Origin of the sequence: Nocardia grenadensis, assembly GCF_050942415.1 — a bacterium.
Taxonomy (GTDB): Bacteria; Actinomycetota; Actinomycetes; order Mycobacteriales; family Mycobacteriaceae; genus Nocardia; species Nocardia grenadensis.
This window is the reverse complement of record NZ_CP192054.1, coordinates 3,395,807-3,422,120: the sequence shown is the minus strand read 5'-3', so window position 1 is coordinate 3,422,120 and position 26,314 is coordinate 3,395,807. Positions and strand designations below refer to the sequence as shown.

General features: G+C 68.3%; 21 protein-coding genes. 13 read left to right on the top strand and 8 right to left on the bottom strand.

Going from position 1 to position 26,314, the window contains the following annotated elements; translation table 11 throughout:
* Window positions 1-159 precede the first annotated feature (159 nt).
* From ACQPYS_RS15570 to ACQPYS_RS15560, 3 genes are all read right to left on the bottom strand, one after another.
* The gene (locus ACQPYS_RS15570; protein ID WP_433489955.1) at window positions 160-3,372 is read right to left on the bottom strand and encodes a protein kinase domain-containing protein; all 3,213 of its coding nucleotides are present in this window, start codon (window positions 3,370-3,372) and stop codon (window positions 160-162) included.
* A gap of 215 nt (window positions 3,373-3,587) precedes the next feature.
* Entirely contained in the window at window positions 3,588-3,818 is a 231-nt protein-coding gene (locus tag ACQPYS_RS15565) for a hypothetical protein (protein WP_433489954.1), read from the bottom strand.
* A gap of 1,504 nt (window positions 3,819-5,322) precedes the next feature.
* Entirely contained in the window at window positions 5,323-6,093 is a 771-nt protein-coding gene (locus ACQPYS_RS15560) for an IclR family transcriptional regulator (protein WP_433489953.1), read from the bottom strand.
* A 67-nt stretch (window positions 6,094-6,160) separates the two neighbouring features.
* Here ACQPYS_RS15560 and ACQPYS_RS15555 point away from each other — a divergent pair, with 67 nt between their 5' ends.
* From ACQPYS_RS15555 to ACQPYS_RS15525, 7 genes are all read left to right on the top strand, one after another.
* A complete protein-coding gene (locus ACQPYS_RS15555) occupies window positions 6,161-7,183 on the top strand; it encodes a 2-dehydro-3-deoxygalactonokinase (RefSeq protein WP_433489952.1) in 1,023 nt (340 codons plus the stop codon).
* 20 nt (window positions 7,184-7,203) lie between these two features.
* Window positions 7,204-7,827 carry a 2-dehydro-3-deoxy-6-phosphogalactonate aldolase gene (locus ACQPYS_RS15550; protein ID WP_433489951.1) on the top strand — a complete coding sequence of 208 codons (624 nt, stop codon included), beginning with the start codon at window positions 7,204-7,206 and terminating at the stop codon, window positions 7,825-7,827.
* A 49-nt stretch (window positions 7,828-7,876) separates the two neighbouring features.
* Window positions 7,877-9,025 (top strand): galactonate dehydratase, encoded by a 1,149-nt coding sequence (gene dgoD, locus ACQPYS_RS15545; RefSeq protein WP_431938042.1) that lies wholly within the window; start codon window positions 7,877-7,879, stop codon window positions 9,023-9,025.
* An 11-nt stretch (window positions 9,026-9,036) separates the two neighbouring features.
* Window positions 9,037-10,368 carry an MFS transporter gene (locus tag ACQPYS_RS15540; protein WP_431938043.1) on the top strand — a complete coding sequence of 444 codons (1,332 nt, stop codon included), beginning with the start codon at window positions 9,037-9,039 and terminating at the stop codon, window positions 10,366-10,368.
* Entirely contained in the window at window positions 10,368-10,622 is a 255-nt protein-coding gene (locus ACQPYS_RS15535) for a hypothetical protein (protein WP_433489950.1), read from the top strand. Before ACQPYS_RS15540 ends, ACQPYS_RS15535 begins: the two co-directional genes overlap by 1 nt.
* Window positions 10,619-10,711: a hypothetical protein gene (locus ACQPYS_RS15530; RefSeq protein WP_433489949.1), complete on the top strand. Its 93-nt coding sequence runs from the start codon at window positions 10,619-10,621 to the stop codon at window positions 10,709-10,711. The genes ACQPYS_RS15535 and ACQPYS_RS15530 overlap by 4 nt, the downstream gene beginning before the upstream one ends.
* Window positions 10,712-10,804: 93 nt before the next feature.
* Entirely contained in the window at window positions 10,805-11,893 is a 1,089-nt protein-coding gene (locus ACQPYS_RS15525) for a methyltransferase (RefSeq protein ID WP_063034658.1), read from the top strand.
* A 38-nt stretch (window positions 11,894-11,931) separates the two neighbouring features.
* On the opposite strand, the gene ACQPYS_RS15520 is transcribed toward ACQPYS_RS15525, so the two are convergent.
* On the bottom strand, window positions 11,932-12,441 hold the full coding sequence (locus ACQPYS_RS15520; protein WP_433489948.1) for a CGNR zinc finger domain-containing protein: 510 nt from the start codon (window positions 12,439-12,441) through the stop codon (window positions 11,932-11,934).
* Window positions 12,442-12,466: 25 nt separating this feature from the next.
* Between ACQPYS_RS15520 and ACQPYS_RS15515 the strand changes: the two genes are divergently transcribed.
* Window positions 12,467-12,631: a hypothetical protein gene (locus ACQPYS_RS15515; protein WP_169811855.1), complete on the top strand. Its 165-nt coding sequence runs from the start codon at window positions 12,467-12,469 to the stop codon at window positions 12,629-12,631.
* 137 nt (window positions 12,632-12,768) lie between these two features.
* On the top strand, window positions 12,769-13,410 hold the full coding sequence (locus tag ACQPYS_RS15510) for a hypothetical protein (RefSeq protein ID WP_063034655.1): 642 nt from the start codon (window positions 12,769-12,771) through the stop codon (window positions 13,408-13,410).
* Between the two features lie 21 nt (window positions 13,411-13,431).
* On the opposite strand, the gene ACQPYS_RS15505 is transcribed toward ACQPYS_RS15510, so the two are convergent.
* Complete coding sequence (locus tag ACQPYS_RS15505) at window positions 13,432-14,979, bottom strand: FAD-dependent oxidoreductase (RefSeq protein ID WP_433489947.1); 1,548 nt, start codon at window positions 14,977-14,979, stop codon at window positions 13,432-13,434.
* A gap of 160 nt (window positions 14,980-15,139) precedes the next feature.
* Here ACQPYS_RS15505 and ACQPYS_RS15500 point away from each other — a divergent pair, with 160 nt between their 5' ends.
* Window positions 15,140-15,880, top strand: a complete 741-nt coding sequence (locus tag ACQPYS_RS15500; RefSeq protein WP_433489946.1) for an SCO6745 family protein — start codon at window positions 15,140-15,142, stop codon at window positions 15,878-15,880.
* 301 nt (window positions 15,881-16,181) lie between these two features.
* Here ACQPYS_RS15500 and ACQPYS_RS15495 read toward each other — a convergent pair whose 3' ends face one another.
* The 3 genes from ACQPYS_RS15495 to ACQPYS_RS15485 all read right to left on the bottom strand — a co-directional run bounded on the left by ACQPYS_RS15495 (window position 16,182) and on the right by ACQPYS_RS15485 (window position 23,789).
* On the bottom strand, window positions 16,182-21,647 hold the full coding sequence (locus tag ACQPYS_RS15495) for a carboxyl transferase domain-containing protein (RefSeq protein WP_433489945.1): 5,466 nt from the start codon (window positions 21,645-21,647) through the stop codon (window positions 16,182-16,184).
* A gap of 355 nt (window positions 21,648-22,002) precedes the next feature.
* On the bottom strand, window positions 22,003-23,622 hold the full coding sequence (locus ACQPYS_RS15490) for an RNA polymerase sigma factor (protein ID WP_433489944.1): 1,620 nt from the start codon (window positions 23,620-23,622) through the stop codon (window positions 22,003-22,005).
* Window positions 23,619-23,789 (bottom strand): YciI family protein, encoded by a 171-nt coding sequence (locus ACQPYS_RS15485; RefSeq protein ID WP_433489943.1) that lies wholly within the window; start codon window positions 23,787-23,789, stop codon window positions 23,619-23,621. The genes ACQPYS_RS15490 and ACQPYS_RS15485 overlap by 4 nt, the downstream gene beginning before the upstream one ends.
* A 169-nt stretch (window positions 23,790-23,958) precedes the next feature.
* Between ACQPYS_RS15485 and ACQPYS_RS15480 the strand changes: the two genes are divergently transcribed.
* The 3 genes from ACQPYS_RS15480 to ACQPYS_RS15470 all read left to right on the top strand — a co-directional run bounded on the left by ACQPYS_RS15480 (window position 23,959) and on the right by ACQPYS_RS15470 (window position 26,303).
* Window positions 23,959-24,327 carry a hydrogenase maturation nickel metallochaperone HypA gene (locus ACQPYS_RS15480; RefSeq protein WP_063034944.1) on the top strand — a complete coding sequence of 123 codons (369 nt, stop codon included), beginning with the start codon at window positions 23,959-23,961 and terminating at the stop codon, window positions 24,325-24,327.
* The gene (gene hypB, locus ACQPYS_RS15475; protein WP_433489942.1) at window positions 24,291-25,166 is read left to right on the top strand and encodes a hydrogenase nickel incorporation protein HypB; all 876 of its coding nucleotides are present in this window, start codon (window positions 24,291-24,293) and stop codon (window positions 25,164-25,166) included. Before ACQPYS_RS15480 ends, hypB begins: the two co-directional genes overlap by 37 nt.
* 81 nt (window positions 25,167-25,247) lie before the next feature.
* Window positions 25,248-26,303 (top strand): hydrogenase expression protein HypE, encoded by a 1,056-nt coding sequence (locus ACQPYS_RS15470; RefSeq protein WP_063034651.1) that lies wholly within the window; start codon window positions 25,248-25,250, stop codon window positions 26,301-26,303.
* Window positions 26,304-26,314: the final 11 nt, after the last annotated feature.

The window sequence follows — 26,314 nt, the reverse complement described above, 5'->3', positions numbered from 1 at the left end:
ATGTCGTCTCGTCCCCGTGCCCGGAAGGTGCGGTGCGGGGACGAGACATGCCCCGGTTCGTCGGCCGTAATCGGAGGAAGGTCCGGCCGATGTGGCTCGAAAGACGGGTGAGACCGTCGGATCGGCCATGCGTGGTGCGATACTTGCGGCGCACCGGTTTCAATGCTTCGCGTTCTCCACGACCCAGGCCGCTATCTGAGCGCGTGAGGTGAACGCCAGCTTTGTCAAAACGTTCTCGACATGGCCCTGGGCAGTGCGCTGCGAGATCACCAGCTTGGTCGCGATCTGCCTGTTGCTGAGCCCCTGGGCGACCAGTTCGGCGACCTGACGTTCGCGTCGGGTGAGGTTTGCCGGGTGGGCGGCGCCGGTGGCCGGTTCGCCGAGCGCGTAGGCCACCGCGGCGTCCATGCCCATGGTCTGCCCCTGCTGGTGGGCCGCGTCGAAGCGCCGGTCACCGAGGGCTGTCCGGGCGTTGTGCTCGCATTCCTCATGGAAGGCGGCCATATTCTGGAAGACCGTCGTCACCCGGGCGCCCGCCGGCCGCAACCCTTGTGCGGCGCCCATCAGTACCGCGGCACGTTCGGCCTCGGCGGGGATATCGAGAACCCAGGCCAGCGCCTCGAGACAGAACATATTGATCACTGTGCTGTGCAGTCCGCTGTTGGCCCGTAACGCGTCCCGTATCAGGCGCTGTGCACGCTCGTGGTCGCCGTCCCGCCAGGCCGCGATCCCGATGCCGCGCAGGGCCGCCGCGCGGTGGATCAGCTCACCGCGCGGCACGGTGATCTCGAGCAATTGCCGGTAGTACTCGCTTGCCCGGGCGGTCTCCCCGCTCAGTTCGTGCGCCCAGCCGAGCAGGGCGAGCGCACTCATCCGGAGCTGACCGGCCGGGTCCGCACCGGTCAGTTCCACGGTGCGTTCGAAATAGGCGGGCGCGGCGTGGGGCTCGCCACGGGACATAACGAAAAGGCCTTCGAAATAAGCGATCTGAGCGCGGAATATCGGCTCGGGCTCCTGTCCGGCGAGATCCTTCGCTTCCGCCAGCGCCTCCTCCGCCACCGGGAACTCACCCTGCAGCGTGGCCAACTTTCCTGCCGCGCACAATGCTCCGATCCGGTCGGGCACCGAGCGCCACCCGGGGCGGGCGAGTACCCGCTGCAGCCACGATCGTCCTTCCCCGTAGAGACCGCGGAAGTTCCAGAACTCGAAAAGCTCGGCAGCGATTCGCAGACCCGCATCCGCGGCGGCCGCGGAGTCCTCTGACAGGCAGTATTCGAGTGCTTCCCGCAGATTGGGTTGCTCGCGCATGAGCCGGGCGATCCAGCGGGGTTGTTCCGCGCTGATCCAGCCGCTGGCGGCCTGCGCGCACCACCGGTCGTACCACTCCCGGTGGCGCCGCCGCAGTTCTGCGGCCCGGCCTGATTCCCTCAGCTTTTCGCGACCGTAGACGCGCAGGGTCTGCAGCATCCGGAAACGAACGGCGCCGTCGGTCTCCTCGCGAATAAGAACGGATTTGTCCACCAGCGACGACAGCACATCCAGCACCCGCTCCGGCCCGGGGCCGATATCGCAGACGCCCTCCGCGGCGTCCAGCTCGCAGCTTCCGGCGAACACCGAGAGTTGGCTCCACAATCGCTGCTCGGCCGGAGCGCACAGGTCGTAACTCGAGTCCACGGACAGTCGCAGGGTCTGCTGTCGGGTCGGTGCGGTGCGGCTGGCCCGGGTGAGCACCGGGTTGCGGATATCGATCCGCTCCAGGATCTGCTGCGGTGACATGGTACGTAACCGAGCGGCCGCCAATTCGATGGCCAGTGGTAATCCGTCCAGTCGGGCGCAGATCTGTGCCACGGCACCCTTGTTGCTCTCGTCGAGTTCGAACCCCGGCACCGCCGCGGCGGCCCGTTCGGCGAACAGGGTGATCGCGTCGAATCGGGGCAACCCCAGCAGGGTGGGCTCGCGACTCGGGTCGGGAACCGTCAGTGGCGCCACCCGCAGCACCGACTCGCCGGCAATGTTCAACGGTTCGCGGCTGGTAGCGAGGATCCGCAGTCCCGAACATCCCTTCAGCAGGACCTCGTCCAGTTCCGCGACCGCTTGCACCAACTGCTCACAGTTGTCCAGTACCAGCAGTGTTTCGCGCGGGCACAGGTGTTCGACCAGCACGTCGATCAGCGGCCGGCCCGGTTCGTCGCGTACCCCAACCGCGGCGGACACCACATCGACCAGGATCGTGCGGTCGGAGATATCGGTGAGGTCGATCAGCCACACCCCACCGGGGAAGTCTCGCCGCACCTGGGACGCGACCCGCAGCGCCAGCCTCGTTTTCCCGACGCCGCCGGTTCCGGACAAGGTCACCAGCCGGGAGTTCGCCAGCAGATTCTTCACTTCCGCCAGTTCGCTGCGCCGGTTCACAAGGCTGGTCAGCTCCAGCGGGATGTTCCCGCCGCGGTCGGAGCCGATCCGTTGATGTTGTGCCCGCACCCGGGGCTTGTCCACATGTTCTCGGCGGGCGGGCCGCTCCTGCACCGCCATCTCGTCCACCGGGTATCCGTGCCGCTCCTGCACCCGCCGGATAGCCTCGCCCAGGGCCGCCGCAGACGGACGTTTCCGGCTGTCCCGGTTCATCGCAGATTCCACCAGGTCGCTGATATCGGTGGCCACACCGCGCTCCCTCAGGTCCGGTAGCGGCTGGGTGGTGATCCGCAGGAACTGGGTCACCATCTTCTCGCCGCTGCGCCGCTCGAACGCGGCGTGCCCGGTGAGTGCGCAGAACATGGTGGCGCCCAGCCCGTACACATCGGCGCCGGGGGTGGGCGGTTCGCCCTCGAGGACCTCGGGCGCGGTGAATGCCGGGGACCCGGTCACGGTGCCGGCGGCGGTATGGAAACCACCCGCGATATGCGCGATACCGAAATCGGTCAGTGCGGGCTCGCCGTAATCGGTGAGCAGGATATTGCCCGGTTTCACATCCCGATGGACGACGCCGAGCCGGTGGGCGCTCGCCAGCGCACCGGCGATCTTCACGCCGATCTGCAGGACGTCCTCGGCGGCCAGCGGCCCGTGATCGCGAATCCAGGTGTCGAGGGAGCCCAGTGGATAGAACGGGGTCACCAGATAGGGCCGTCCGCGGGCAGTGACGCCCTCCTCCAGCACGGTCACGATATTGGGGTGCCCGGTCAACCGGCCCATCGCGCGCTGCTCCCGAGCGAATCGGGCCCGATTGTCCTCGTCGGCCTCCGTGGTCATCAGCTTCACCGCGACGGTCCGGTCGAGCGGCTCCTGCTTACACCGGTAGACCACACCGAATCCGCCGCGACCGACTTCCGCGGCGTCCTCGAATCCGGCAGCATCCAGCTCCGTCGCTACGGTCATCGCCGACTCGCGGCGTGTGCGTACGGTGTCGCCGCCGTTCATGGGGTGGATACGATCCACCGAGTGTGGCTGTGGGCATCAGGTAACATATGCGTCCCTCTCGCCACCTCAACTGTATCGCCGGGGCACTCCGGCGGCGAGGTGTCGCCCGGGAGGTGATGGCAGGACGCGGTGCGTGGCGACCATCCTGGTGACGCGGGTTACGGCGGGGGCGGTCACTCCGGGGCGAGGGTGGGCTGTCCGCTGCTGATCACGAACACCGGGAAGCGATCCCCGCGGGGCGGCGCCTGGAAGCGCACGCGGACCGGCCGGCGCCCGGCCCGCGGCAGTTCACCGTGGATCGCGGTGTAGACCCACGGCCCCTCGTCGAGTTCTACGATCGCTATGGCGGACTCCGCCGCCTCGGTGCGGGTGTTCGGCGCACTGGGGACCTTCCGCCAGCACACGATGGAACCGCTTCCGGTCGAGGGAACTCGTTCGTAATCGTCGCACCGGCACGCCGAGCACCGGATGACCGGCGGGGCGAACAGCCTGCTGCAGCTTCCGCACCGACGGATCATCAATGCGGCCTCGGTGCATTCCGCGTACATATCGCCGCAGCTCGGGACGTTGTCGGATTTCCACTCGTACATTGCTACCTTCGATGTGATGGTTGCCGATTCGTTCGGCTTCCAGGGTCTGGTATCGAGCGCGGATACGCGCCGGTCGAACGGCCCCGGGTATACCTGTTTTCGGAAAATGCCCGGTCAGGGCGGTGCCTGGCGGCCCGCAGGGGCCGTTCAGCGGGAGTGGCGGGAGTCATGCCCGGTACCTCACCGGGCGGTGCTGTGGCGACGGACCGGCCTGGCGGCCGCGTCTCGATGGCGGCCGCGTCTCGACGGAAACACGCACGCATGCGGACTTCGAAGGCGGGGCTTCGGAATTGTGTGCCGGCGATTCCATCGACGACGCGGCCGGCGTCCGGAAGGCCGGGACGGGCCGTAGTCGGGGTGCCGGGCGCTGATTGTTTCGGCGATCTCTGTATCGCCCGACAGGGCGGCGCTCTACACGGGTTCTCCGGCGTCGACCCGCGCACGATCGAGCCCGTTGTCCGGTAGTCGAAATAACTTCCGAGGGTTCGTATCGACAATCTTCGATAAAGGGTTCCCGCACTATTTCGATAGCGACGGCGGATATCGCGGTGGTGGTATGTGTGAAACTCATACGAATTGTGTGCCGGAGTACGGCAACGGCCCGCCGGACGTGGTCCGGCGGGCCGTTGTCACAGGTGCCCCTGCTCATGCGCAGCGCATACTTACTCGGCGGAGAAGCTCGACAGGGTTCCGATGCCCCCGAAGATGTCACCGAAGGCGCCGAAGAAATCGCCGAGGGCGCTGAAATCCATTGAACCCATGATAATGCTCCTGTCGTAACCGTTGCTTCGGCGATGCCGTGCGCGCCGCCGCACACCTTGGTACCGGTGTTATCCGAACGTTATAGGTATCGGGGGTTAAATCAAACTGAATTGTGATCTATCCGACACAATCGATCCGGTGCGCTCGGAATTACATGGATGGCAGTAAGTCGGTGTCGAATGGGATAACAAGATCGCATTGCTCTGGTTATTGTGTGATTTTTTCATATATTTCGATTACGCCGCCGAGTGATACATTTCGCACAGGTAATTATGTGTTGTTCTGGCGCTCTTGCGTTTCCGTCGGCGCATCGCGGCCCGCCGGCCATGGCTGCCCTCCTGTGGATCGGCCCTGCGATCGTCTGTTCGGACGACGCGCACCCCCGCTGTGCGCCCGTAGCGTTGCGGCCGGCACTCCGGCCCGTCGAAGGCGTCAGATGCCCGACACGTCCTGAGTAATCCGGTCGCGATGATGTCTCGTCCTCCGGGGTCGATGGTGCCGGGGCAGGTCGGGCAGCGATCCTGGCCGGAGGTCTCGGCGGGGTGCGTCCGGCGGGTCAGGCCGCCAGGTAGCCCAGCGATGCCGAGATCCGGCCGGCGGCCCGGCGCACCACTGGCACCAGGCCCCGCATTCGCTCATCGGGCATGTACGGGGTGGTCGCCGAGACGCTGACCGCACCCACGATCGCGCGGGACGCGTCGCGTATCGGCGCCGCGACGCAGCGGATACCGGGTTCGTTGTCCTCGAGGTCCATGGCCGCTCCGGCGCGGGCGTAGGCCCGCATGCGGGTGCGGAACTCCTCGGCGTCGCCTGGCTTCGCCCCGGCCGGAAGCCGCGCTTCATCGGCGGCGTACTGCTCGGCCCAGCGATCGGCCGCGTCGAGCAGTAGCGCCTTGCCGACTCCCGCCCGGGTCAGCGGCATGCGATACCCGATCCGCGAGCGCATCTCCGCACCCCGCGACCCGGGGAGTTTGTCCAGATAGAGCACCGATCCGCCGTCCTCGACGGCGAGGTGGACCGTATCGAGCACCGTGGCCGACAGCTCCTCGAGCACCGGTCGTGCCACCAGTGGTAGCGGGTTGCCGTGCAGTGCCTTGAAACCGAGTTCGATCAGGGCCGGGCCCAGGGTGTAGCCCCGGTTGTCGTGGCGCAGGAAGCCCTGGGTGACCAGTAGTTGGGCGAGCCGGTGGGTGCTGCTGCGACCCAGCCCGGTGTGTTCGACGATCTCCCGTAACCCATTCGCCCCGGCGCCGACCGCGCGGATCACCGCGAGGCCACGGGCGAGGGTCTGAGTGCCGGGTGGGATGGTGTCAGGAGAAGCGGTCACCGACTCAGAGTCCCATAAATAGGGAACAGGTTGGAAATAGCGGGACGTACTGGTCATAGTGACCGTCATGACACCGGACCGACCAGGGCTCTCGACGCCGCGCCTCATCGGACTCGACTGGGGGACGACGTCGATGAGGTGCTGGTTGCTCGGTGACCACGGCCTGATCCTGGACACCCGGCGCCTCGCCGGTGGTCTGCTCGATATGGCCGCGGGGATCGATACCGCGGATCCGGCCGCGCGGGCCTGCGTGTACGAAGCGGCCTTCCTGGAAGTATGCGGGGAGTGGCTCCGGGCCGACCCGGGCCTTCCAGCGCTGGCCTGCGGCATGGTGGGCAGCGCGCAGGGCTGGTACGAGGCCGGGTATCTCGATGTGCCGGCGCGGCTCGACATCGGTGGTCCGGCGCTGGTCCGGGTACCGGTGGCCGCGGGCGAACTGCACCTGGTGCCCGGTCTGCGCGTCCCTTCCGATCCCCACCGCGACAGCGCCGGTGATGTCCTACGCGGCGAGGAAACGCAGGTCATCGGGGTGCTCGAAGCGATCGAACGGCCGGATACCGAACATGTCCTGGTGCTGCCGGGAACCCACACCAAATGGATCCGGATCGCCGACCGCAAGGTACTGTCCTTCACCACGGCCATGACCGGCGAGTTGTACGGACTGGTCACCCGGCACGGCCTGCTGAGCCATACCGGGGCCGCACCACGCCGCGACGACGCGGCTTTCGCACGCGGCCTGACGGCCGGGTTCTCGTCCCGAGAGCGCGGGCTCGCCGCCACGCTGTTCGGCGCGCGGGCGCTGGTTCTCGACGACCTGCTCGAACCGGCCGCGCTGGCGGACTATCTCTCCGGCGTGGTCATCGCCGACGAAGTCCGGCATCTGCTACCGCGGTACGGCGGCGGGGACGAGATCATCCTGTGTGGTACCGGCGATCTGTGCCGGAGGTACGCCACCGCGCTGCGGGCCCGGGAGGTGCGTACGCGGGTGGTCGACGAGGATGCTGCCGCGGCGGGGCTGTGGTCCATCGCGGTCGGGTCCGGGCTGGTGCCGGCGGATGCGGACGCGCGCGGAACGGCCGGCAGGAAATGAACACTATCGAGGAGTTATTCATGGTGGGCGCATCGGAGACCACCCGATCCGGGTTGATCGCCATTCTGCGGGGCATCACCCCGGGCGAAATCGTCGAGGTGGGCGCAGCCCTGGTGGAGGGGGGCTTCCATGCCATCGAAGTGCCGCTGAACTCACCGGACCCGTATCGGTCCATCGAATTGCTGGCGACGAGTTTCGGCGCGGTCTGCCCGATCGGTGCCGGAACCGTCCTGCGTCCGGAGGAAGTAGAGCGGGCCCGCTCCGCCGGCGCCGACATCATCGTGTCGCCCGATACCGATGTCGAGGTGATCGCGGCCACCCGCGCCCTCGGGATGCGCTCGTACCCGGGAGTCGCGACGCCCACCGAGGCGTTCGGTGCCGTGCGTGCCGGGGCACGCAATCTCAAACTGTTCCCGTCCGAGATGCTGGGAATCTCCGGTATGCGGGCGGTGAGCGCCGTCCTCCCGGCCGATGTGGAGCTGATCCCGGTCGGCGGGGTGGATGAAACCAACCTCGCGGACTGGCGCGCCGCCGGAGCCGGCGGGGCCGGTATCGGCACTGCGGTGTACCGGCCCGGCGACTCCGCCCGCGACGTAGGTGCCCGGGCTCGCCGGTTGTCGAAGATCTGGGCGTCGACCCCGTAAGTACCCGCTCGTCACCGGACGGCGCTGTCCGCTGTACAGGAGGAAATCAATGAAGATCGCGTCCATCGAGACGTTCACGGTGCCGCCGCGCTGGCTGTTCGTGCGTATCGAAACCGATGACGGCACCGTCGGCTGGGGCGAGCCCGTACTGGAGGGGCGTGCGGCCTCGGTCGCCGCGACGGTCGAGGAACTGTCGGACTATCTGATCGGCCGGGACGCGGGCCGGATCGAGGATCTGTGGACGGTGCTGTACCGGGGCGGATTCTATCGCGGCGGCGGTATCCATATGAGCGCACTGGCCGGTATCGATCAGGCCCTGTGGGATATCAAGGGCAAAGCGCTGGGTGTTCCCGTGCACGAACTGCTCGGCGGGCGGGTCCGCGACCGTATCAAGGTCTATTCCTGGATCGGCGGCGACCGGCCGGGCGAGACCGCGGAGGCGGCCCGGGACGCGGTCGACCGCGGTTTCGCCGCGGTGAAGATGAACGGCACCGAGGAAGTGCAGTATCTCGATAGCTGGGACAAGATCGACCGCTGCGTCGCGAATGTGGCAGCTGTCCGGGACGTGGTCGGGCCGAATATCGGGATCGGTGTCGATTTCCATGGCCGGGTGCACAAGCCGATGATGAAAGCGCTGCTGCGCGAACTGGAACCGTACCGGTTGATGTTCGTGGAGGAGCCGGTGCTGTCCGAACACGTCGACAGCGTGGTGGATGTGCTGCGGCAGTCGCCGATTCCGATCGCGCTGGGGGAGCGGTTGTTCTCTCGATGGGATTTCAAATCGGTCATCGCCTCGGGGGCGGTGGATATCATCCAGCCCGACCCGTCCCACTGTGGCGGTATCACCGAAGCCCGCAAGATCGCGCAGATGGCCGAGGCCTACGATGTGGCGCTGGCGCTGCACTGCCCGCTCGGCCCGATCGCGCTCGCATCCTGTCTGCAGATCGATGCGGGGTGCTACAACGCGACAATCCAGGAACAGAGCCTGGGTATTCACTACAACACCACCAACGAATTGCTCGACTATCTGGTCGATCCGGCGGTGTTCACCTACGCCGAAGGCCAGGTCCGGATTCCGTCCGGGCCCGGCCTCGGGATCGAGATCAATGAGGAATATGTGGCGGAGCGGGCGGCTGTCGGGCACCGGTGGCGTAACCCGATCTGGCGTCACAGTGACGGTTCGTTCGCGGAGTGGTGACCATGAAGACAATGCTCGATAAACGGTCCGTGGTATCCGGCGGTCTCGGCGCCAAGGCCAGTAAAGCGCGAATCCTGATCGCCGTCATGCTGTTCGTGACAGTGGTCATCAACTACATGGACCGGGCGAACCTGTCGATCGCGGTGCCCGCCATCGCCGACGAAATGGATCTCTCCTCGGCGCAACAGGGCCTGTTGCTGTCGGCGTTCGGCTGGACCTATGCGGCGCTGCAGATCCCGGGTGGCTGGTTCGTCGACCGGGTGCCGCCCCGCGTGCTGTATCCCGCCTGCCTGCTGCTGTGGTCACTGGCAACCGTGTTCATGGGCATCATCGGCGGGTTCGTCGCGCTCATCGCACTCCGGCTGCTGGTGGGAGTATTCGAGGCACCGGCCTATCCCATCAACAACCGCGTGGCCACCGCCTGGTTCCCGGAGCGTGAACGCGCCTCCGTCATCGGGTTCTACACCTCGGGTCAGTTCATCGGCCTCGCACTGCTGACCCCGGTGCTGTCGTGGCTGCAGTCGGTGCTGAGCTGGCACTGGGTTTTCATCTTCACCGGCGGGGTCGGTGTGGTGTGGGCGCTGGTCTGGTATCTCGTCTATCGCGAACCGCGGGATTCCCGGGCCAACGAGGCCGAGATCGCGCATATCCGCGAGGGCGGCGGCCTGGTCGACCTGACCTCGGCGCGGCCGGAACGCACCCGGGTCACCTGGACCGATATCGCCACAGTGCTGGGGCGGCGGAAACTGTGGGGCGTCTACCTCGGGCAATTCTGCCTCACCTCCACTCTGTGGTTCTTCCTCACCTGGTTCCCGACCTATCTGGTGAAATACCGCGATATGGACTACATCAAGTCCGGGTTCCTGGCCTCGCTACCGTTCGTCGCCGCGGTGATCGGGGTGCTGTTCTCCGGGGTTTTCTCCGATTTTCTGCTGCGGCGGGGAGTTTCGCTCGGTATCGCGCGCAAGGGACCGATCATCGCGGGTCTGCTGCTGAGCACCACCCTGATCGGTGCGAACTTCACCGATTCCACCGCGCTGGTGATCGTGTTCCTGTCGGTCGCCTTCTTCGGCAACGGGTTGGCCTCCATCACCTGGTCGCTGGTCTCGGCGCTGGCGCCGGAACGGCTCATCGGAATGACCGGAGGAATGTTCAATTTCATCGGCAACCTCTCCGGTATCGCCACCCCGATCGTGATCGGATTCCTGGTCACCGATGCCAGTTTCGCGCCCGCGTTTGTCTATATGACCGTGGTGACGCTGCTGGGTATCGCCTCCTACATCCTGCTGGTCGGGCGGGTCGAGCGGGTGCGGGAATCGGGTGCGGTGCCGGAATCGGTGTAGTGGCCGGGCTACGCGCCGATGAGGGGTGCGCAGCCTCCCGGCCGGGAGAACTGGCCGCGTTGTGGCAGTACGGGGTATGGGTCCTGCTCGCGGCGGCCGCCGGGTGGGCGTGTGCCCTGCGCGGGCGGCCGGGGGCGACCGCCACCGCCGCGAAACTGTCGAGCCTGGGCCGGACGCTGGCCGTCCTGCTGTTCGCGGGCGGTTTCCTGACCATCGGGGTGAATGGTTCCGGATGTGGGCCAACGAGGATGTGAACGCTTCGTCGGCCGCGCCGCAGAATTTCCTGATCGCGGGGGTCGGGATGATTCTGGCGCACCTGCCGCGGTCCGCGGAGGCCGGCTGACCGCGACGCTCCGACACGACCGCCGCGCTGTCCGGAGGTGCCCGCGTGAGGTCGTAGTCTCAGCGGGTACACCCACCACGAGAGGGAGTCGCCATGCTCTCCGATCGAACGAAGACACCGCCGCGGTCGGTGGTTCGCGCGGTGGAGCGGGTCCGCGACGGATTGGCCGGGATGCACCGGCGGATGATTCCCCCGCATTTCGCCCTCCTGGAGATGGTTACCGCAGGCTGGCTGTCCCAGGCGATCCACGCGGCCGCCGCGCTGGACATAGCGGGTGCGCTCGTCTCCGGCCCGCGCTCGGGCACCGACCTCGCCCGGACGGTCGGCGCGGACCCCGATTCCTTGCGGCGGTTGCTGCGCCTGCTGACCGCGCACGGTATTTTCGCCCGGCGCCGCGACGGTCGTTACATGCTTACCCCCATGGCCCAGGCGTTGCGCACCGATGTGCCCGTCTCGCTGCGGGACGCGGTGCTGTTCTTCGGTAGCCCGACGCACCGCGGCCACTGGAATCGTCTGGTGGACGTGGTGCGCTCCGGCCGCCCGTCCGTCCCCGCCCGCGGCTTCTTCGATCTCGTCCGCGCCGATCGTGCGCTCGGCGATATGTTCGATCGCGCGATGTCCGATATGGATAGCCTCGGGCAGCGCGCGGTGCTGGCAGCGCACGACTTCACCCGATATCGCACGGTCGTCGATATCGGCGGTGGTCGCGGCGCCATGCTCTCGGAAATATTGCGCCGCGCGCCGGGTTGCACAGGCGTGCTGTTCGATCTGCCCGAGGTGGCGACCGAAACGGCGGAACTGCTGGCCCGGGCCGGGATCGCCGACCGGTGTACCACGGTCGGCGGCTCGTTCTTCGACGCCGTCCCCGAGGGTGGCGATGCCTATGTGCTCAAGCACATCCTGCACGATTGGCCCGCCGAACAGGCGGGGCAGATCCTGCGGACGGTGCGCGCGGCGATGGCGCCGACGGCCCGGCTGCTGGTGATCGAACTCCTGCTTCCGCAGCGGAATCACCCGCATCCGGGCAACTACATCGATCTCGAGATGCTGGTACACACCGGCGGGCGGGAACGCACCGAATCCGAATATCGTGCGCTGCTTGCCGGAGCCGGGTTCGCGTTGATCTCGTGCACACCCACGCTGTCGCCGGAGAACGTGCTCGAGGCCGTCCCAGTGCCGTGACATCCGGGCCGCGCACGGTATGTGCCGGCCCGGCGGGGTCATCCCACCCGGCGGGCGGACCTGGCCCGGTGCCTGGCCACATTGACCCGGTTGGCGCACCGTTCGGAGCAGAAGCGGCGCCGTCCGTTGCGAGAGACGTCGACGAACACCCGCGGGCAGTCCTCCCGCCGGCACTGCCCGATCCGGCCGGGTGCCGCGCAGTACAGTTCGGCCAGCCCCGCGGCGGTGTAGGCCTTCACGCGTTCCTCGATCGGCGCGTCCTCGGCGGCGTAGTGCAGATGCGGGGCACGTCCATCGTGCGTCGAGATATAAGGGCGGCTCGTGGTCTCGGCCAGCAGCGCGTTGATCGGGTCGACCCCGGGCGCGCGGAACACCTCGTCGAGCCGGTGGATCCAACGGCTCAATTCGGCCGCCTGACGAGGACTCATGGTACCGATCGGTTTATAGCCGGCCTCGGCCAGTAGTGCGGCCAGATTCTGATCCGGCGGCGCGTTCACCAGCCGGGCAGCGAGGTCGGCCGCTGCTCCTCCGTAAGGGTTGAAATGCACAGAACCATTACAGCAGACTCGGGCCATGACCATCACCTGCTCCGCGTGCGCCTGGCCCGAACCCGCCCTGATCTCCGAGCACGGCGCGGTCCGCTACTGGCGCTGCGTATGCGGGCAGTGGCTGGTGAGCGAAGCGGATGCCGTCACCGCCTCGCCCGGCGGCAGCGATCTGGCGGGTGTGCAGGGTTGACGGTTCGCGTCGTCCGATCGGTCGATTCCGCGAGAACCGTGTGACGGTGTCGTGCCACGCCCCTCGATGCGGGCACCGACGCAGGTGTGGGAGTGCCGGGCGCGGGTAGTCGCGCGGTGGGACGACGAGGAGGAGTGATGAGCCACCGTGACGTTGCGCGCGCCCTGCTCGACCGAGCGGGGACCACCTACGCCGCCGAAGCCGGGATCAAGCTGGACGACAAACCGGCCCCGCTTTTCCAGCTGCTCATGCTGACCGATCTGCTCAGTGCCCGCATCTCGGCCGATATCGCGATCTCCGCGACGGCGGAGCTGATGAACAGCGGCTACCGAACCGCCCGAAAGGTGGCGGACGCGGACTGGCAGGATCTGGTCGACGCGCTCGGGCGCGGACACTATCGCCGCTATGACGAGAGCACCGCCTCCCAGTTGGGTGCCGCCGCCACGACTGCCGTCGAGAAATACGACGGTGACCTGCGCAAGCTCGCGGACGAAGCCGATCACGACACCGGCCGGGCAGCGGAGCTGATCCGGCAGTTCAAGGGGATCGGCCCCACGGGCGGCGATATCTTCCTGCGCGAGGTGCAGGATGTGTGGACCTGGGCGCGCCCGTATTTCGACGAACGCGCCGTGCGCGGCGCCGCGAAGGTCGGGCTGCCCACCGATCGAGAAGAACTCGCTCGCCTGGCCCCGCGCGATCGGGCCGCCGAATTCGCCGCGGCGCTGGTACGGATCGGTATCGATGACGACGCGGCGGACGCCGTCCGTTCGGCGGGCTGACTTCCGGCACCCGTGCCGCGATCACCCCCGAACCGGTCGGTCCTCGCCCGGGTCGTGCGGCGCCAGCGGCGCGGTCGCCGGACCTTCCAGGACCTTGCCGTCGATATCGAAGCGCGACCCGTGGCACGGGCAGTCCCAACTGGTTTCGGCATCGTTGAACGCCACTAGACAACCCAGATGGGTGCACACCGCCGAGACGGAGTGCAGCCGCCCGTCGTGGTCGCGGTAGACGGCGCTCCGACGGCCGGCCCTGCGCATCACCGCTCCGGCCCCCGAAGCGAGGTCCGCGGCGGAGTCGACGAAGGTCTGTGGGCGCAGCCGGTCGCCGACGAGATGGCGGCCCACCTCCAGCCCGGACTTCAGCAGGCTGTCGGCCTCGACCTTCGGGTGCAGGCGCCGCGGATCGTAGATCTTCGCCCAGGGCATCGGTTCGCCGGCGAGTTCGGCGGCCAGTAGCCGCCCGCCCATGATCCCGTGGGTCATTCCCCAGCCGCCGAAACCGGTGGATACGTACACATGCCGGGCACCGGGATGGAAGCGGCCGATATAGGGCACCCCGTCTGAGGTGGTGTTGTCCTGGGCGCCCCAGTGGTAGGCGAGGGAATCCACCGGGAAATGGTCGCGCGCCCACTGCGCCAGCAGATCGAACCGATCCGTGGTCGAGGTCGTGCCCGGCCGTAGGTGTTCTCCGGTGATGATGAGCAGCCGCCGGTTTGTGCCGTACGGGGCGGTCCGCACCGAGCGGGTGTTGTTCTCCGGCGTGATGTACATACCGTGCGGGTCGTGTTCGGCGGCGATCACGCCCGCGACGGCCAGCTCGCGCCGTGGCTGCAGCCGGGTGAACAGCAGCGCCCGATCGAACACCGGGTAGTGGGTGGCGGCCACGACATCACGTGCGCGGACCACGGCGCCGGACTCGGTCGTCAACCGGCAGGGGCTGCCCTCGTCCAGCCCGACGACCCGTGTGCGTTCGAATATCCGACCGCCCCGCGCGATCAGGGCCTGGGCCAGGCCGAGCAGATAGCGGCGCGGATGGAACTGGATCTGGTCCGCCACGCGGACCGCCGCCGCCACCGGGAAAGGCAGACCGGTCTCGGTGACCAGGGTGGCCGGCAGTCCCGCATGTCGCGCGGCATCGACCTCGGCGCGGATCTGGTCGATCCGTTTCTCCTCGGTGACATAGGTGTAGGCGGGCGCCCGTTCCAATTCGCAGTCGATACCCAGTTCCGTGGCCGTGCGGTCGAGATGCTCGACCGCGTCCTGCTGCGAACGGGCGTACAGGCGGGCGGTCTCCTCGTCGAACGACGATCGCAGCATGTCGTAGACCAGCGTGTGCTGGGCGCTCACCTTCGCCGTGGTGTAACCGGTGGTTCCGCTGACTATTCGGTCGGCCTCGAGCACCACGACCGAGCGCCCGGTGACCGCGATCTCCCAGGCGGCGCAGATCCCCGCGACGCCCGCGCCGACCACCGCCACATCCGCCTCGATATCGCCGGTCGTCGGCGGATACGACGTCGGCTCGGTGGAATCCATCCAGTACGACTCGGCTGTTCCGATGGGTGAGTTCACGGCGCGCGGATACCCCGGACCCGGACGGTCACACCCGCCGCAGCGCGCCGAGTTTCCGCCGGTCGGCGGCCTGGCCGGGACAGTGCGGTGTCCACGGCTTCCGTACGGCGTAAAAGGCGGATACGGTGAGGCGGATATCCGGGCAGTGGAAGGAACGAAGATGTCGGTCGGCGCCACGGTGAATACACATATCCAGGAACTCGGCGGCGGTTTCATGTTCTCCCGGGAGGCCCGGGAGTACGCCGCCGAAACCGGTGTGGACGAATTCTTCGGTCCCTATACGCGCGGCCGCGGGGGCGTGCTCGGTGAGGTGGACGCCGACGTGGTGACCGCGGCGTTCGGATTCTTCCCGGCCCACTCGATTCGCGCCGCATGGGAGTCGGTTCCGATGCCCGCCGCGAAGGCCGCCCACCGGTACGCACTCGCCTGCCAGGATTTCGGCCGCCGGAAACTCGCTACCTTCGACGAGGCGCCGCGGCTGGCAGAACTACTGGAAGCCGTTGTCGCGGCGGCCGATCCGGCCGGGCTCGCATTGTTCGCCGGGTGGCGCGCCATACCCCTGCCCGGCGACGCGCCGGGCCGCGTTATGCAGCTCGCCCACCTGCTGCGCGAACTGCGCGGCGGACTGCACCTTCTCGCGGTGCGGGCCGTCGGGATCACTCCGCTGCAGGCCGTGCTGATTTCCGGGTCGCCGCTCAACGACGGCCCCGGGCAGGCGCGCTGGTACGGGTGGCCCGAGCCGTTCGAGGAGATCTCCGATGAGACCCGGGCCGCCTGGCGGCGAGCGGAATCGATCACCGACGACCTCATCGCCCCGGCGTTCGCGGTTCTCGACGACAACGCGGGAACCGATCTTGTCCGGCTGCTCGCCGCTGCCCACACCGCGACCTTCGCCCGCTGAGGGGCCGGTCGCGGCACCGAGCCGCAGGCCACTGCGCCGAGGGCCGCGACACCGGATGCCGCGGCGTCGGGAAGCCTTCCGCGCGCGGCGGCCGGTGAAGTCCGCGGCCGTAGCCGGTCCGTTCGGTCTCACCCGGCCGCGGACTCCCAGACGAAGCCATCGGGATCGGTGAACGAACCAGCGGTGCCGACGATGACGATGCGGTGCGAACCGCTCCCGGCGAAAGCACCACCGGGTGCCCCGCTGCGAAGGCGGGACACCCGGTGGTCGATGGGATGCCGTCCAGGACGACCGGCCGGAATCAGCCGGCCAGATGTGCCTCGATGGCCTCGATGATGCGCGGACGCAGTTCGGCGGCCCGGATGACGGCGTCGACCGAACCGACCTCTACCGCGCGGTGGATATCGTGCACGCGGTCGAACTCCGCGGCGACCTCACCGAGTTTCTCGGTGCGGACCGTGGACCGGAGCTCGTCGAGTTCCGCGGTGAGGGTGGCGCGGTCGGTTCCGGAGGCGTTCGCGGCGCGGGCCTCCAGATCCCGGACCCGCGGATCCGCCGCGGTGCGCTTGTCCACCTCGCCGGCGAAGACGACCGCGGCGGCGGGGGCGCCACCGAGGACCGAGGCGAACGAACCCTCCAGTGCGAGCACGGTCATATTCGGGTTCAGCGTCTTGGAGAACACGACGAACGCGCCACCGTGGTATCGCGAGATCACGGTGAACACGATGGGGCCCTGGAAGTTGACGATCGCGCGGCCGATCTCGGCGCCGTACTCGAGCTGCAGTTTGCGCATCGATTCCGGGGAACCGTCGAAACCGGACAGGTTCGCCAGCACCACCAGCGGCCGGTTGCCGCTGGCCGCGTTGATCGCCCGCGCGGCCTTCTTCGACGACCGTGGGAACAGGGTACCCGCGGTGTAGGTGTCGGGGCCGTCGGTGGCCGGGAAACCGCGCCGCGGGACGCCCCGCGACTCGATACCCAGCAGGCACACCGGGATACCGCCCAGATGTGCGTCCTGGACCACCGAGGTCTCGGCATCGGCCATACCCGCCCACCGTTCCAGGACCTCGTGGTCCTGGTCGGCCACCGCCCGCATGACCGTGCGGATATCGAACGGCTTCTTGCGGTCCGGGTTGGCCGTGGCCGAGAAGATCTCACCGACCGTGGTGAAACTGCTGTCCGCCATGACATGCGGGTAACCGGAGATGTCCCGATCCACCGGGTCGGTGGTCGGCACCCGCCGCGGCCCCTTCTCACCGGGGACGACATAGGTGTGGTCGTAGTGCGACATCAGCACGGCCCGGGCGGCGTGCAGGTTCGGCGCCCAGTACTGGGCCTGCCCATTGGGGCCCATGACCCGGTCGTAGCCGCCGATACCGAAGTTGTCCTCGGCCGACACACCGCCGGAGAAGTCCAGGGCCTGCTTACCGGTGAGGACCATGGCCGAATCCGGGGTCATCACCAGAATGCCCTTGGTGTGCATGAGCATGGTGGCCTCGGCGTTCCAGTACGGCTGGGCGCCGACATTGATTCCCGCGACCACGATATTGATCTCGCCGCCGTCCTGGGTGAACTCGACGATGCGCTTGAGCGCCGCCGCCACCCAGTCCATGTTCTCGGTGCCCGAGGTCATCGAGATCCGGGCTCCGGAGGACAGCGCGTACCACTCCAGCGGGACCTGCAACTTCTCGGCCAGATCCAGCGCGGCGATCACCCGGCGGCATTCCGGCTCCGACAGCGCGCCCAGCGATTTGGTGGGATCGCCGAGCAGCACCACCCGGGTGACGCCCTCGGGGTGCCGCTCGGTCACGGTGGTCACCACACCCGCCACCATCGCCGCGGTATTGCGGCCCTTGGGCCGGTCGACCGGCACCAGCGCGTGGTCGGCGTCGAGGTCGTACTCGGTGAAGTCACCGAGCAGGCCGGTGAGCTCGTAGGGGTAGACCGTGTTGCGGCTGCTGGCCCGCAGCACCTTCTGCCGGTAGGCGTCCAGCGGCTCGACCGGATCGTCGGACCGCTCGCCGACGGTGAGTTCGGTGCCGCCGGTGGCGTCGAAGGAGATCCGCAGGGCCAGCTTCACCAGGTCACCGGTCCGGGCGTCGCGCTGACGAGCGATGAGCAGGATCTCCTCCAGGCCCGCGCCCGTGGTCGTGGGGCGCACCCGCTCGACGATCGCCTCCAGTTCGCCGCGGGTGATATCGATCGGCGGCCAGACGTACATCACGATGCGGTTGGTCTGCAGGCGTTTGGACGACGGCCGCCCCGCCTGCGCGCGGCGGATGGAGTCCAGGCAGGTGGCGATGGTGCTCTCCGCCGTCGGCAGGGTGACCAGCCGGCCGTCGTGGTCACGTAGCGCGGTCAGGTCCCGGACCTGGGCGAACGCGACGAGACGCTCATCGGCCGGATTCTCCTTGGCGACGCACCGGAACAGGTACACCTCCTCGTTGTCCGAGGACGGCAGCTGGGTCAGGTCGAACTTGTGCAGCCGCTTCATCTGCATCCGCTGCGCGATGTAGGGATGCAGGCCCCGGATGAGACGTTCCTCGTCGAGTCCGGTCGCCGACGGGCGGAACGTGAAGTGGTAGTGCATGACCGCGTTGTCACTACCCGCGACGGTGGCGGTGATCCGGTGCACCTGGTTGGACACCGGCTGCGTGTTGAGCACCTCCTGCAGCGCTGCCGCCATGGCATCGAAGTCCTCGGGCTGGTTCTCCCAGGACAGGTAGATATCGGCCTCGATGGAGGCGGAACCGGTCGACAGTTCGGCCAGTCCGGCCACCACCCGGGGGAGGGAGTCGAAGCTGACCGCGGCCGATACCAGGCTTACACCCTTGCGTTCGGCGACCACGAAGGTGTATTCGCCCGCGTCGCGGGTGCGGACGTCGGTGAGATCCTTGTTGCCGTAGTAGCGGCGGGTGAGCACCTCGAGCATGACCGTGTTGTCCGCGGAGCCGCGCGAGAGCCGCTGGCCCAGCAGCCGGACCAGCGGTTCGGTGGCGCTCACCATCTCGGCGATCCGCGTGGACCGGTCGGCCGCGTCCGGATGCGCGTCGAGGTAGCTGAGATGCTTGCGCGCGTCGGTGTAGACGCGGGCCCGGTTGCGGCGCAGCACCGGCTGCCCGTACCAGGCGAAGACCAGGCCGCGGGTGAGGTCCGCGATTACCGGGAACCGCACCTGGGTCGCGGCGACGAGTCGCTCCAGCGCCAGGCCGACAGGCTCACGCAACACCCGGTCCGGCATCGGCTCGTTCAGCCATTCGCGCAGCAGCGCCGAGACGACTTCGACCGTATCGGTGGGCCGCTGCTGGGCCAGGAAGATCCGGAACACCGCGGCTTCGAGGTCGGGCGTGCGGTCCAGCTCGGTGACACCGTAGTGCCCGAGTGCCTTGGCGAGCTTCGCGCGGTAGGACTCCGGGAGTCCGGCCCGCTCGACGTCCAGGCTCTGCAGGTAGGTGTGGAAGTACTCGCGGGCACTGTGGACATGGCCCGGGGTGGGATCGTCCTCCGAGGACCGATTGTGGCTCAGTTCGGCCAGGTCCGCGAAGACCTGCACCAGTTCGAGCTCCTCGGCCAGCGGCCGGCGATTGTCCGCCACGGCCGCCCGGCGGGCCGTGAGGTACGCGTCGAGCACCCGGCGGTCGTCGTGCGGGTCGACATCGAAGCCCAGCAGCAGGCTGCGCAGATCCTGCTGGCCGCGGCTGATCCGCTGGTACGGCTGCGGGTCGCCTTCGGCGGGCAGATCCAGTTCGACCGTGGTGGTCGCGGCGTCGGCCTCGGTCTCGTCGGCCGCGTCGGCGAGCGGCTCCAGCCGCAGTAGCGGCGCGCCCGTTTCCACCTGGGTGCCGACCGAGACATTGCATTCCTTGAGCCGAGCCCGGAACGGCGCCCGCAGCACCGTTTCCATCTTCATGCTCTCCAGTACCAGTACCGGTGCCCCGGCCTCGACCTCGGCGCCGACCTCCAGCGGGGTGGCCACGACCAGCGCGGGCGCGGGAGAGCGGACGACACCGCCCTCGTCTCGGCTGACCCGGTGGGTCACACCGTCGACGTCGACGAGGTGCACCGGCCCGTGGGTGCCGGTGATCAGGCGGTAGCGGACGCCGTTGACCACGAGCTGGCCGGTGTGCTGATCGAAACGTTCGAGATCGACGTCGGCGGTGCGGATATCGGTGCCCGCCTCGATGCCGACCCGGAACCGGTGCGCGCCGATGCGGGCGACCCGGACCCGGTAGCTCGCCCCGCGCAGTTTCAGGTCGAGCGGACGTCCGCTGTCGTGCTGCACCTGGGGGCGGCCGCCGGAGGCGGTGGACAGGAGCCGGTGCTGTTCGACCCGCTCCTCCTCCTCGTAGGCGTCGATGGCGGCGGCGGCCAAGGCGATGGCGGAGTGCCGGTGGGAGACGAGCCGGCCCTCACCGCGTACCCGGTCGATCCAGCCGGTGTCCGCGCTGCCGTCGATGACCTCCGGCTGATCCAGCAGGTCGAGCACGAAACTCTTGTTGGTCGCGCCGCCCTCGATGATCACGCGGGTCTCGATGACAGCCCGGCGCAATCGGCCCAGTGCCTCGTCGCGATCACGGCCGTAGGCGATGATCTTGGCGATCATGGAATCGAAATCGGCGGGGATGGTGTCGCCTTCGCTGACACCGGTATCCACGCGGATACCCGGGCCGGCCGGCAGGTCCAGATGCGCGATCCGGCCGGGGGACGGGGCGAAGTCGCGGTCGGGATCCTCGGCATTGAGCCGGGCCTCGATGGCATGCCCGCGTTCGGCGGGCGGTTCGCCCTCGAGCCGGCCACCGGAGGCCACGTGCAGCTGGGCGCGGACCAGGTCGAAACCGGTGGTGATCTCGGTGATCGGGTGCTCGACCTGCAAACGGGTGTTGACCTCGAGGAAGGCGAACAGCTCGTCGCCCGGGTGGTAGAGGAATTCGACGGTCGCCGCGCCGCGGTAACCGACCGCGACCGCCAGCCGCTCGGCGGACGCCTTGAGTTCGGCCGCCTGCTCGGGCCGCAGCACCGGCGAGGCCGATTCCTCGATGACCTTCTGGTTGCGCCGCTGCACCGAGCAGTCGCGCACCCCGAGCGCCCAGGCGGTGCCCTGGCCGTCCGCGATCACCTGGACCTCGACGTGCCGGGCGCCGGTGACCAGCCGCTCCAGGAATACGATGCCGCTGCCGAAGGCGCGGGCCGCCTCCTGACTGGTGCGCTCGTAGGCGTCGATGAGCTCCGACTCGTTGTTGATCACCCGGATACCGCGGCCGCCGCCACCCGCGGTCGCCTTCAGCATCAGCGGGTAGCCGATCTGGGCCGCGGCCGCCGCGGCGGCTTCCACCGTCTCGACCGCGCCGCGGCTCCACGGTGCCACCGGCACGCCGACCTCTTCGGCGATCAGCTTCGCGCCGATCTTGTCGCCGAGTTTGCGCATGGCGTCGGGGCTCGGGCCGATGAAGGTGACGCCGATCTGCTCACACAGTTCGGCGAACGCCGGATCTTCCGCGACGAACCCCCAGCCGACCCAGGCGGCGTCGGCGCCGGTCGCCACCAGCGCGCGCTCGAGGGCCTTGAGGTCGAGGTAGGGGCGGGCCGAGGCGGGACCGAGGTCGTAGGCGATATCGGCTTCCCGGACGAAGGTCGCGTTCCGGTCGACATCGGTGTGCAGCGCGATGGTCTGGATCGGCTGCCCGGTTTCGGCCGCCAGATCCCGGACGGCGTGGACAAGGCGCATCGCCGCCTCTCCCCGGTTCACGATGGCGATACGACTGAACACTATCCCTGGCTCCTTCGTCTGTTGGGCACGGTCACGGCTGTGCCGTTTTCGGCTCGGTTCTGCGTAGTGTGCACCCGCGGGACCACTATGTGCACAGCGTGCGGGTGCTACTCGCCCGTATTTTCGGCGGGCGGGTCGATCGGCAGGGTCGCGTACGACCGAGTGATCCGGAGAACACTTACCCGAAAGGCATGTCGCATTCCACCGACACGGCGCTACAGTCGCCGATCGTTGGATTGGGCAGGCGGTGGCCGCGCGCGATCTCGATGGCGACTTCGCCCAGGTGACGCGGTATCTGCGGCCCTTCGGCCGGTGGCCCGGGCGGCGGTGTCCCGATCCGGCCACCGGCCGGCGCCTAGGGGGCCGGAGTGCATGGGTGAGCGAATCCCGGCCCCCGGCGTGGACCGTTCGTGAACCCGAACGCGGGGCGGCGGGATTCCGGCCCGGCGCCGGGTTCAGTGCAGCAGGGTGCCGAGGTGCCGGGCCGCTTCGCGGACCGCGATCGCGAGTGCCGGCTCGTCGTCGACCTCGAAGACGGAGATGCCGATGGGGGCTTCCGGTTCGCCACGGCGCCGGGGTACCAGCGCCGAGATACGCGAACTCGCACCAGAGGTCGGCGTGGAGCAGGTGCGGGCGGCGACGGATGGCGAACTGGTCGTCGAGCTCCTCGCCTCCGGCGCGGGGAGCGCGCGGTAACCGGCCGGAGTCGGGCCGATCTGCCCCTGCGCCTCATAAAAGTCGCGCGAGTCCGGCGTTGAGGTATCGCTGTTCGGGCAGGCTCGTGGTGAGCGCCGCCGCGCGGCCGGTAGTTCTCCGCTGCGGCGGGCACGTCACCGGCCATCTCGAGCAGGTGGGCACGCACCGCGTAGAGGCGGTGGTGCCGGCGCATCGCCGGGTCGTCGAGCAGCGGCCGGGTGAGCCGCAGTCCCAGGTCGGCGCCGCCGACCATGGCCACGGCGACCGCCCGGTTGAGGGTTACCGCGGGGCTCGGCGCCACCCGATCGAGCAGGGCGTAGAGCATGCAGATCTGCCGCCAGTCGGTGCTCGTCCAGGTCGGTGCTTCCGCGTGTACCGCCGCTATTGCTGCTTCCAGCTGGTATCGCCCGACATGGCCACGGGGAAGCACGTGTTCGAGCAGGGCAACGCCCTCCGCGATGGCATGACGGTCCCAGCGGCCGCGGTCCTGTTCGACCATCGTCACCAGCTCGCCATGGGGATCGGTACGGGCGGCGGCCCGGGCGTGGGTGAGCAGCATTAGTGCCAGCGCGCCGGTCACCTCATCGTGGTCGGGAACCGCACGGTGCAGTTCCCGTGTCAGGCGCAAGGCCTCCTGCGCCACTCCCGGATCGTGGACGAATGTTCCGGTACTCGCGGTATGGCCGACGGTGAACATCAGATGGCAGGCGTCGAGCACCGCGGCCAGTCGCTCCGGGAGGTCTGCGGGTGCGGGCAGTTCGAAGCGGGCGCCCGCGGTGCGCAGGGTCGCCCTCGCTCTGGTGAGGCGCTGCGTCATCGTCCGTTCCGGGACGAGAAAGGCCGCGGCGATCCGGTCGACCGACAGACCCGCGACGGCACGCAGGGGCAGCGCCACCTGTGAGGGGCGGGTCAGATTCGGATGGCAGCAGAGCAGGAACAATTGCAGTGTGTCATCCCCCCGCGTCGGTTCGCTCTCGTCGGCGGACGGCGCGAGATGGGCGTCGGCGGGACACGCCGCCGCGACCGCCTCCTCCCTGCCGATCCGGGACCGATCGGCCCGCGCGTAGTCGATGAGCCGCCGGGAAGCCACCCGGATCAGCCAAGCGCGCGGATTGTCCGGTATACCGTTGCGCCCCCAGTCCGCCGCCGCGGCGGCTGCTGCCGCCTCCTGCGCCGCGTCTTCACACTCGGCGAGATCACCGTGTCGGCGGAGCAGGGCGACGAGTAGGTGTGGGGCCTCTCGCCGCCATACCGTCGCCATCGCCGGCTGTGAACTCACCGGTCGTCGCCGGGCCACATGGTGGGCCGCAACTCCACGGTTTCGCCCGGTCCGGCGAAAACGGTGGCGATCTCCTCTGCCCGCGCGGGGGTCTCCACATCGATCAGGAAGAACCCGGCCAGGTGTTCCTTGGCCTCCGAGTAGGGCCCGTCCCCGGCCACCGCCACGCCGTCGGCATTCCACCGGTAGAGGCGTGCGGAGTCTCATAACCGACTCCTTCTGCGAGCGTGGATGGACCCTACGACCATCCTCACCGAGAACGTCGGAGCCGGATCGTTGATGTCTACATCGATCCGGCTTAGCATCCAGTTATCCCCTCGACGAGTCGAGATGATGATGCACGAACTCGCGATTGCGCAGAGTGTTGTCGACGCCGTGTGCGACCACGCGGCGGGGCGTGCGGTGTATCGCGTGACCGTCGATGTGGGTGTGCTGACCGCCGTGGTCCCCGATGCGCTCCGATTCGCTTTCGATATCGCTGCCGAAGGCACCGTCGCGGATGGCGCGAGCTTGGATATCCGGTGCGTACCGGGTGCGGCGCACTGCCGTGACTGCGGTGCGGACTTCATCGTCACCGAACTGCTCCTGCTGTGCCCGTGCGGAAGCGCGGACGTGATGCTGGGAGCGGGCCGGGAACTGCGAATCCGCTCGATGGAAGTGAGTCGGGAATGTGCGCAACCTGCGGATGTGGAAACGACACGGTAGGCGTGATCACGATCGGACGCGACGCGCCGGCCGATCCGGGACGCGAACACGGCCGGGACGGGCCGCCGCATGCGCGCGGTCCCGGCCACGAGCACGCCGACGACGGCCATGAGCACGCACACGACGGTGGGCCTCCGCATACCCACCCGCCGGCAACCGAGACGGTATCGCTCGAGGAAAAAGTGCTCGCGCGCAACGACCATCTCGCCGAGCACAACCGCGAGTGGCTGCGCGGACGCGGCATCGTGGCCCTCAATATGACCAGTTCCCCGGGCGCGGGAAAGACCATGCTGCTGGAGCGGACGATCCGCGCGCTGCCCGATACCCCGATCGCGGTGATCGAGGGGGATCAGGAGACGGTACGCGATGCCGAGCGGATCGCCGCGACCGGAGCCCGAGCGGTGCAGATCAACACGGGGGCCGGCTGTCATCTGGATGCCGAGATGACACGCCGGGCACTGCACGCGCTGGATCCGGGGCCCGGCACGCTGCTGTTCATCGAGAACGTCGGCAACCTCGTGTGCCCGGCTCTGTTCGACCTCGGTGAGTCGCGGAAGGTCGTGCTGATCTCGGTGACCGAGGGAACGGACAAACCGCTCAAGTATCCGCATATGTTCGCGGCGGCCGGTCTGGTGCTCGTGAACAAGATCGACCTGTTGCCGTATGTCGACTTCGATCTCGTCGCCTGCACCGACTACGCGCGTGCGGTCAATCCAGGCCTGGAATTCCTCCCGGTCTCGGCGACCACCGGCGCAGGGCTCGACCGCTGGTACGAGTGGCTGGCGGAGCAGCGCCGGGCGGCCGCGACGAGCCTTGAGGGTGCAGGTCACCCCGTCTAGACTGTTGTGATCAGAGTCACAATCCGTGGTCTATGAGCCGGAACGGCCAGTCCCCGCTTCGACTCCGGAAGGTGGCAGCGTATGCCAACTCAGGAAGCGGTCCGAGCCGAAGAGACCTTGATCCATGTGCTCTGGATCAATGCCGGTCTCAGTTGTGACGGCGACTCGGTGGCGTTGACCGCCGCCACCCAGCCCAGTGTCGAGGAAATCGCCCTCGGCGCCCTCCCCGGTCTCCCGAAAGTCGCGGTGCACTGGCCGCTCATCGACTTCGAGTGCGGTCCCAATGGTGGTGCCGACGATTTCCTCGAATGGTTCTTCCGGGCAGACCGTGGCGAGATCGAACCGTTCGTGCTCGTCGTGGAGGGGTCGATACCGAACGAACAATTGCACGAGGAGGGGTACTGGTGCGGGTTCGGCAACGATCCCGCCACCGGCCAGCCCCTGACGACCAGTGAATGGCTGGACCGTCTCGCCCCGAAGGCCACAGCCATCGTGGCGGCCGGCACCTGCGCGACCTACGGCGGTATCCACGCCATGGCCGGTAACCCGACCGGTGCCATGGGCGTGCCCGATTATCTCGGCTGGGACTGGAAGAGCAAGGCCGGAATCCCGATCGTCTGTGTCCCCGGCTGCCCCATCCACCCGGACAATCTGTCGGAGACGCTCACCTACCTCCTCTACACGGCCACCGGTCAGGCCCCGATGATCCCGCTCGACGAGGCGCTACGCCCCACGTGGCTGTTCGGCGCGACCGTGCATGAGGGTTGCGACCGCGCGGGCTACTACGAGGAGGGCGATTTCGCCACCGAATACGGCTCCCCGAAATGCATCGTGAAACTGGGGTGCTGGGGTCCGGTGGTCAAGTGCAATGTGCCGAAACGCGGGTGGATCAACGGTGTGGGCGGCTGCCCGAACGTGGGCGGTATCTGCATCGGATGCACCATGCCGGGCTTCCCCGACAAATTCATGCCGTTCATGGACGAACCGCCCGGCGGGAAGTTCTCCTCCGCCGCCTCGGGCCTCTATGGATCGGTAGTCCGCAGCCTCCGCAACATCACCGGTCGTACCGTCGACAAAGAGCCACGCTGGCGGCACAGGGGCGAAAAGCTCGAGACCGGCGCGACCCGAACCTGGTAGGAGGGTCCTGG